We start from the raw sequence: 6964 nt of genomic DNA, 5'->3' as shown, positions 1-6964 counted from the left end.
CTCGTAATCAGTCAGATCAAAGCGGGCCATGATTCGATCTCCTTTCAGAAATCGAATCACACCCCGCCGAGCCGTTCAAAGCTCTTTATGGGTTCATGTCCTAAAGCGCTCCATGTGCGGGCGCGCGAACACAGATCTCCTGCGAGCCCGCATGTTACCGCTTCTCAGCCCACACTTTGAGGAAGACCCACTACAGCGCGCCAGCCGTGGTCAGTGCTTGATCAAGATATCTCGTATGCGAGGTCACCGGAGTGGCATGGAGATTGCTTCGCTTTCCATTGTCTAAAACGGGAGCGATGCCATGAAGAAGCACGTAGCGGGCTTGGTTGCGACGGCGGTCCTTGCCGGATCCGCCGCTTTCGGGGGCATTTCCACCGCGCGGGCGGATGACCTGTCATACTTCCAGAAGAAGCTCGATCCCTATCTGAGCAAGCCGCAATTCGTGGCTCCAGGCCCCGCCTTCGATGCGGCCAGTTGCATGAAAGGCAAGTCAATCCTCAGTATCCCGGTGTCGAGCGCCAATCCGTTTACCGCAAATATCGAAAAAGCCATGGCGGCCACAGCCCAGGACGTGGGTTTCAAGTTTACGACCTGGGAAAACCAGGGCCAGAGTTCGCAGTGGGTCCAGGGCATGACGACCGCCATCAACCAGCATTACAGCCTGATCGACCTGCTTGCCGGCAGCGATCCACGCGTGCTAGTGCCGCAGGTCAATGCTGCACGGGCCGCAAAAATTCCGGTCATCCCGTCGCACTACAATGGCGTCGAGCAATCGGCCGAAGTCCGTCACTATGCGGACGGAGATGTGCCGATCGATTATGCAAAGGCGGGCAGACTGCTGGCTGATTGGGCAATCTTGCGCACGAGCGGCCATATGGATGCGCTGGTTCTGATTTCGACCGGTCCCCTCTCGACCGATTCCATGGTCAGCGGTATCAATGCCGAGCTGAAACACTGCGACGACTGCAAGACCAAGACGATGAACTTCGCTGTGACTGACTGGGGAACGCGTATTACCCCGGCCGTTCAGGCGGCTCTGCTGTCCGATCCCAAAATCAACTACATCATCGTCATCTATGACAGCATGTCGCAGTTCGTGACGCCCGCTGTCACCATCACGGGTGCCTCCAAGCGCGTGAAGATCGATGCCTTCAATGGCACGCCGTTCGTGCTCGGCCTGGTTCAGCGCGGCGCGGTAGAGATGGATATCGGCGAGAATCTTGATTGGATCGCCCATTCCATCCTCGATTCCGAGATGCGGCGGCTGTGCGGTCTGCCGCTGGTGAACGATCCGAAGATCCCCTTCTACATTTTCACAAAGGCGAATGCGATGGACGCGGGCACGCCTCCCAAGCTGTCGCAAGGCTATGGCGACGCCTACAAGAAGGGTTTTCACGATCTCTGGCAGATGCACTGACCTTGCAAGGACCTGAGAGCGTTTGAACGATGGACGCGCCAGCTCCCCTTGCGTTGCGTCTGTCCAATCTGAGCAAGACGTTTGGCGGCCAGAAGGCACTCGATCAGGTGGCGCTCGATGTCGCGCAGGGCGAGGTGCATGGTCTGCTCGGCCAGAACGGCTCCGGCAAGTCGACCTTGATCAAGGTGCTGGCCGGGTTCCACCCGCCCGATGCAGGCAGCCTGTTGCAGGTCTGCGGTGTGGATGTTCCGCTTCCGCTCGCGGCGGGGGCCTTTCGCCTGCACCGGATGAGCTTCGTTCATCAACACCTCGGGCTTATTCCGGGTTTGACGGCGCTCGAAAACCTCTTGATCAATCGTCTGGCGCGACGCCACGCCTGGGCAATCAACTGGCGCGCCGAACACCGCAAGGCGATCCGGCAATTTGAGAGTTACGGCGTGCCCATCGACCCTGGCGCGCTCGTCTCCGATCTGCCGCCGGTTGAGCGCGCGCTGCTTGCCATTGTCCGCGCCGCCGGCGAACTAAGTGCCGGGGACGGAGCCGGCAATGGGCTTCTTATCCTTGACGAGCCGACACCATTCCTGCCCAAGCGTGACGTCGAGCAGTTGTTCCGCCTGGTGCGTTCTATCGTCGCCACAGGAGCGAGTGCGATTTTTGTCTCCCACGATGTGGACGAGGTGATGGAGATCACGGATCGCGCGACGATATTGCGAGACGGTCGGGTCGCCGCAAAACTCGACAGCAAGACCGCTACAAAACGCGACTTCGTACAGGCCATCGTGGGTCGGCAGCTCCTGGCGACTACGCCGCCGCGGCTCGCCGAGGCCCAGGCACCGAGCCACATCGTCATCCAAGGCCTTTGCGGCGGTAGCATTGTTGACCTCTCGCTAGCGGCTGGGCGAAGCGAGGTCATCGGCCTGACGGGGTTGATCGGCTCGGGGTATGATGAGGTCTGCTATCTGCTCTATGGGGCCAAACGGGCGACTCAGGGCCAACTTGCCATCGGCAAGCGTCACGTCGCCCTGCCCGCCATTTCACCAAAACTAGCGATCGAACAAGGAATTGTACTGATCCCTGGGGATCGCGCCACGGCCGGCGTGATCGACGTGCTCCCCGTCAGCGATAATGTGACGATGCCGGTGCTCGGCTCCCGATTCCGCCCCTGGATGCTGGACAGGCGCGCGATGGTGAGGCGCGCCGGCTCATTGGGAGAGACCTTTGAGGTGCGCCCCGCCAATCCCACATTGCCGATGTCAGCGCTCAGCGGCGGCAATCAGCAGAAGGTCGTATTGGCGAAGTGGTTCCAGCAGAAGCCGGTGATGATCCTCCTCGACGAGCCGACCCAGGGGGTCGATATCGGCGCGCGCCAGAATGTTTTTAGCCATATCGCCAAGGCGGCCCTGGAAGGCGCGACCGTATTATGCGCCAGCTCTGATTATGAACAGCTCGCCGCAATCTGCAGCCGCGTGCTGATCTTTTCCGGCGGGCGCGTCGTCGCGAGCCTCGCAGGCGCGGAGATCAGCAAAGACGCCATCGCTGAGCGGTGCCTGTTCAGCGCCGCACCCGTCACGGCAGAAGGAAATATGGCCGATGTTGCCTGATATAGCGGTCACTGCCTCCACTGGTCCCGCGCGGGGCCCCTCTCTCCTCATCAAGCGGACGGAGCAGTTCGGGTTGATTGTCGTGTGGCTGCTGCTCGTTGCTGTTTTCGGCGCGCTGCGGCCGGACACATTTCTGACCTGGGCAAACCTGTCCACTATCCTCGGCTCGCAGGCCGTGCTGGTGGTGGTCACGCTCGGCCTCATCATTCCGCTCACGGCCAATGACTTCGACCTGTCCATCGCCTTCGTCATGACACTTTCCTCGATGACGGTCGCGGTGCTGAACGTAAACTACGGTGTCGGAATCGGATGGGCGATAGCGGCCGCACTCGTGCTTGGCCTCGTCATCGGCCTGATCAACGGCTTGTTGATCACAACATTCCGCATCCATTCCTTAATCGTAACACTCGGCACCGGCACCTTCATCCACGGCTTCACGCTATGGATGAGCGATTCGATGACGATCAGCGGTGTCTCGCCGATTTTGATGAACGGCGTCATCGTTGATCGCCTTTTCGGTATTCCGCTGGAATTTTATTATACGATCGGTCTTGCGGCGCTCATCTTTTACCTGCTCGATTACACAGCCCTGGGGCGTCGTATCCTCTTCGTCGGGCGTGGCCGCGAGGTCGCCCGGCTGAGCGGGATCAACACCAATCGCATTCGCATTTCCTGCCTCGTCGTCTCAAGTTTTTTCGGGGCGCTCGCCGGCGTCCTCTACGCCGGAACCCAAGGTGCGGCGGATCCCGTCTCGGGCGTATCATACCAGTTGCCGGCCTTCGCGGCGGCCTTCCTCGGGTCGACCAGCATCGTTCCGGGTCGCTTCAATCCCTGGGGATCAACGGTCGCCGTCTATTTTCTTGTCACCGGAATTACCGGTCTTGTGTTCCTCGGCTTCAGCTCCTTTATCCAGGAGATGTTCTATGGTGGCGCACTGGTGGTAGCGGTGACCCTGTCGCAGCTCGTTCGCGGGCGGCAGGAACAGCAGTTTTGACGAGGGACGATCACCCATGACCGCACAATTGCTCGAACGCGACTTCATAGGCTATGGTGCCAGCCCGCCCGACCCGAAATGGCCGAACGGGGCGCGCATAGCGCTGAACTTCGTCATGAATTACGAAGAGGGTTCCGAATACAGCATGATGGATGGCGACGGCTGGACCGACGCCGGCCTCACCGAATTACCCAATGCTGCCGTGCCCCGCGGCGAGCGCGATCTCGCCGCCGAATCGATGTTTGAATATGGCAGCCGTGTTGGATTCTGGCGCCTGATGCGGGTGTTCGCGAAGCACGACTTCCCCATGACGGTCTACGCCTGCGCGCTGGCGCTGGAGCGTAATCCTGAGGCCGCCCAGGCGATCGCTGCGGCAGGCCACGACATCTGTTGCCACGGCTGGCGCTGGGTGGAGCACTTCAAACTCAGCGAAGCGGAGGAGCGCGAGCATATCCGCCTCGCGATCGAAAGCCTGACCCGCACGATGGGCGCGCGACCGCTCGGCTGGTACTGCCGCTATGGACCCAGCGTGAACACCCGCCGGCTACTGATGGAGGAAGGCGGATTCCTCTACGACAGCGACAGCTACAATGACGAACTGCCCTATTACGTGATGGCAGAAGGGCGTCCGCAACTGGTGGTGCCATACACGCTCACCACCAATGACGTGAAGTGGGGCACCGCCAATTTCGGCACCGGGGACGACTTCTTCGTCTATCTCCGCGAGAGTTTCGACATGCTGTATGAGGAAGGACTCCTGGCACCGAAGATGATGTCCATCGGCATGCATATGCGCCTGCTCGGCCATCCCGGCCGGGCCCTTGGGCTGGCACGGTTCCTCGATTACGTCGCATCCAAGCCTGATGTATGGGTGTGCCGGCGGCTGGAGATTGCACAGCATTGGTTGTCGCTGCATCCTTTCGCGGGATTGCCCGCATGACGATACACCTGACGCTGGAGCCGATCACGGCGGAGGCTTTTGCGCCGTTCGGGCTTCTGTTGCCGCCGCCTGTCCTCGGCGGCGCCCGGTTGGAATTGATCGCGGAGTTGCAGAACCTGAGGCCCTCGGCGAGGGCCCGCCTCAGCCTCGCGACCGTCGCGGCCCAGTTGCTGCCAATGGAAGCGATCGAGATGGAACGGCACATCTATTCGTCGCAGGCTTTCGTGCCTATCGACTGCGCGTCCTACATGCTTTTAGTGGCGTTGCACGGACCGGATGACATGCCCGACATGGCGACACTCCGCGCCTTCCGCGTGCCAGGCGACACCGGCATCAACTACAAGGCGGACACGTGGCACTATCCGCTGTCGGCGCTGGAGCGCACGGCACGGTTCACGGTTCTGACCTTCATCGACGGCACTACGGCCGATGAGCAATTCGTGCCGGTACCGCAAGCCGTGCGTATTTCAGCCTGACCCAAACGTGCTCAGAAATCCGCAGCGACGTGGCCGATTTAAGCAAGAGTCTGCCCGGGGTTCTCTTCAGTCCGAGACTCTGAGATGATTCATATGCCAGTGCTGCGCGATTTCATCCCGTCGGCATAACCAGACATCGGAATGGTTCGACACATAATCGAGAAGTCGCTCGAGCGCTGTCGCACGCGCCGGGTGGCCGATGATGCGCGCGTGCAACGTATCCCTACGCCGTGGACCGCGGCATCAGTTAGAGCGTTTCCTGTTGGTTCTGAATCGGATTTTTGATTCCCCGACGCGGGGTTGATGTGATTCAAGATGCTGGCTGAAGGGAGGTCAGCATCGATGGCCCGAGCCTTATCGAATGATCTGCAGGAGCGTGTGGTGTCTGCGGTTCAGTTCGGCGAGACGAGCTGGGCTGTGGCTGCTCGGTTTGGGGTTGCGGTATCGTCGGTGGTGAAGTGGTCCCAGCGTCATCGCGCGACCGGTTTTGTGTCGCCCGACCGCATGGGCGGGAACCGCCCCCGCGTGCTGGAGCCGTATCGCGCCTTCATCGCCGAGCGGATCGGCCAAGTCCCGTCGCTGACCCTGCACAGGCTGAAGGCGGAACTGGCCGAACGCGGTATCTCCATCTCGCACGACGCGATCTGGCGCTTCCTGCGCCGGGAAGGACTGCGCTTCAAAAAAAGATCTTCGCCCTTGAGCAGGCGAGACCCGACATCGTGCTTAAACGCAGACGCTGGCATCTCTGGCTGCGGGGCATTGATCCGAGCCGCCTCATCTTCATCGACGAGACCTGGATCAAAACCAATATGGCGCCACTCCGCGGCTGGGGTCCGAAGGGCGCTCGCCTCCGAGGTTTCGCGCCTCATGGCCATTGGCGCACGCTGACCTTTCTCGGAGCACTCCGCTCTCAGGGTCTCACGGCTCCCTGCGTCTTCGACGGGCCAATCAACGGGCGCTGCTTCCGCGCCTATGTCGACCAGCAATTGCTGCCGACGCTCAACCCAGGCGATATCGTCATCATGGACATGTGTGGACGCCCCCTGCGGAGCAAGCGGAATCTTCAATAACGAGTGGCGTGCGGATCGGGTGCTGACATGTGTCCGGCCTTTGATGCGGCCGTGACATGCCGCGGGCCCGTATGGGAGTTCGCGGATCGGGGCCAAAGCAATCTGGCGCGCTTGGATAGCGCTTGTCCATGAACTGGCTTACCCGACCCCGTCTCACGACCGTTGCGCCATACTCTCCTTCGACCTCAGCCTGCTTCACGGCACCCCACGACCTTGACGGCTTACCCCGCCACGGCCGGAGCTCGGTAGACCCCGCCATGGGCGAGAAGCGCCCAGACCGTTCGGGCCATCTTGTTGGCAAGTGCGACCTGGACTTGCTTTGGAAAAGTGGAGAGCTGTTTCGGGTCAAGCCGCCTGCCTTTCGTAGGCAGCAGGGCTGATGAAGTCCAGCGACGAGTGCCGCCGGACAGGATTATAGAAGCTGTCGATGTAACGACCGATGGCAGCTTCGGCGTCTGCTCGGGTC

At 60.9% G+C, this 6964-nt stretch carries 6 protein-coding genes and 1 pseudogene; 6 read left to right on the top strand and 1 reads right to left on the bottom strand.

The genetic code is table 11. The features are described 5' to 3' along the window. The first annotated feature begins 301 nt into the window (after positions 1–301). The 6 genes and pseudogenes from ACELLULO517_RS28335 to ACELLULO517_RS28310 form a co-directional block, all read left to right on the top strand. On the top strand, positions 302–1417 hold the full coding sequence (locus tag ACELLULO517_RS28335) for a sugar ABC transporter substrate-binding protein (protein ID WP_227310857.1): 1116 nt from the start codon (positions 302–304) through the stop codon (positions 1415–1417). A gap of 29 nt (positions 1418–1446) precedes the next feature. Beyond that, a complete protein-coding gene (locus ACELLULO517_RS28330) occupies positions 1447–3018 on the top strand; it encodes a sugar ABC transporter ATP-binding protein (protein WP_227310856.1) in 1572 nt (523 codons plus the stop codon). Beyond that, positions 3008–4012 (top strand): ABC transporter permease, encoded by a 1005-nt coding sequence (locus tag ACELLULO517_RS28325; RefSeq protein ID WP_227310855.1) that lies wholly within the window; start codon positions 3008–3010, stop codon positions 4010–4012. The genes ACELLULO517_RS28330 and ACELLULO517_RS28325 overlap by 11 nt, the downstream gene beginning before the upstream one ends. 16 nt (positions 4013–4028) lie before the next feature. Continuing rightward, positions 4029–4952, top strand: coding sequence for an allantoinase PuuE (locus tag ACELLULO517_RS28320; protein ID WP_227310854.1), 924 nt, complete (start codon positions 4029–4031; stop codon positions 4950–4952). After that, positions 4949–5428, top strand: a complete 480-nt coding sequence (locus tag ACELLULO517_RS28315; RefSeq protein WP_227310853.1) for an ureidoglycolate lyase — start codon at positions 4949–4951, stop codon at positions 5426–5428. The genes ACELLULO517_RS28320 and ACELLULO517_RS28315 overlap by 4 nt, the downstream gene beginning before the upstream one ends. A gap of 342 nt (positions 5429–5770) precedes the next feature. After that, positions 5771–6465, top strand: a pseudogene (locus ACELLULO517_RS28310) (IS630 family transposase); the annotation flags it as partial. Positions 6466–6843: 378 nt separating this feature from the next. Here ACELLULO517_RS28310 and ACELLULO517_RS28305 read toward each other — a convergent pair. Next, positions 6844–6964: IS3 family transposase (locus ACELLULO517_RS28305; RefSeq protein WP_406566311.1), on the bottom strand; the 121-nt coding region annotated here is incomplete at its 5' end.

The sequence above is a fragment of the Acidisoma cellulosilyticum genome (genome assembly GCF_020621385.1).
GTDB classification, from domain to species: Bacteria; Pseudomonadota; Alphaproteobacteria; order Acetobacterales; family Acetobacteraceae; genus Acidisoma; species Acidisoma cellulosilyticum.
This window is presented reverse-complemented; position numbering and strand designations above follow the sequence as displayed.